General features: G+C 54.9%; 1 rRNA gene. It reads right to left on the bottom strand.

The annotated features are described in order from the left end of the window. Window positions 1-255 (bottom strand): 23S ribosomal RNA (locus OQ477_RS20860); the annotation flags it as partial.

Below are 255 nucleotides of genomic sequence, written 5' to 3'. Positions count from 1 at the left end.
AGGGCGGCGGGTTAGAAGGTCAATACAGCCAGGGTAGTATCCCACCGATGCCTCCACCGAAGCTGGCGCTCCGGTTTCCAAGGCTCCTACCTATCCTGTACAAGCTGTACCAACATTCAATATCAGGTTGCAGTAAAGCTCCACGGGGTCTTTCCGTCCTGTCGCGGGTAACCTGCATCTTCACAGGTACTATAATTTCACCGAGTCTCTCGTTGAGACAGTGCCCAGATCGTTGCGCCTTTCGTGCGGGTCGGA

The sequence above is a fragment of the Bacillus sp. ChL18 genome, assembly GCF_026241425.1.
In the GTDB taxonomy this organism is placed as follows: Bacteria; Bacillota; Bacilli; order Bacillales; family Bacillaceae; genus Bacillus; species Bacillus velezensis.
The sequence above is the reverse complement of the archived record's forward strand: the minus strand, read 5'-3'. Positions and strand labels throughout refer to the sequence as shown.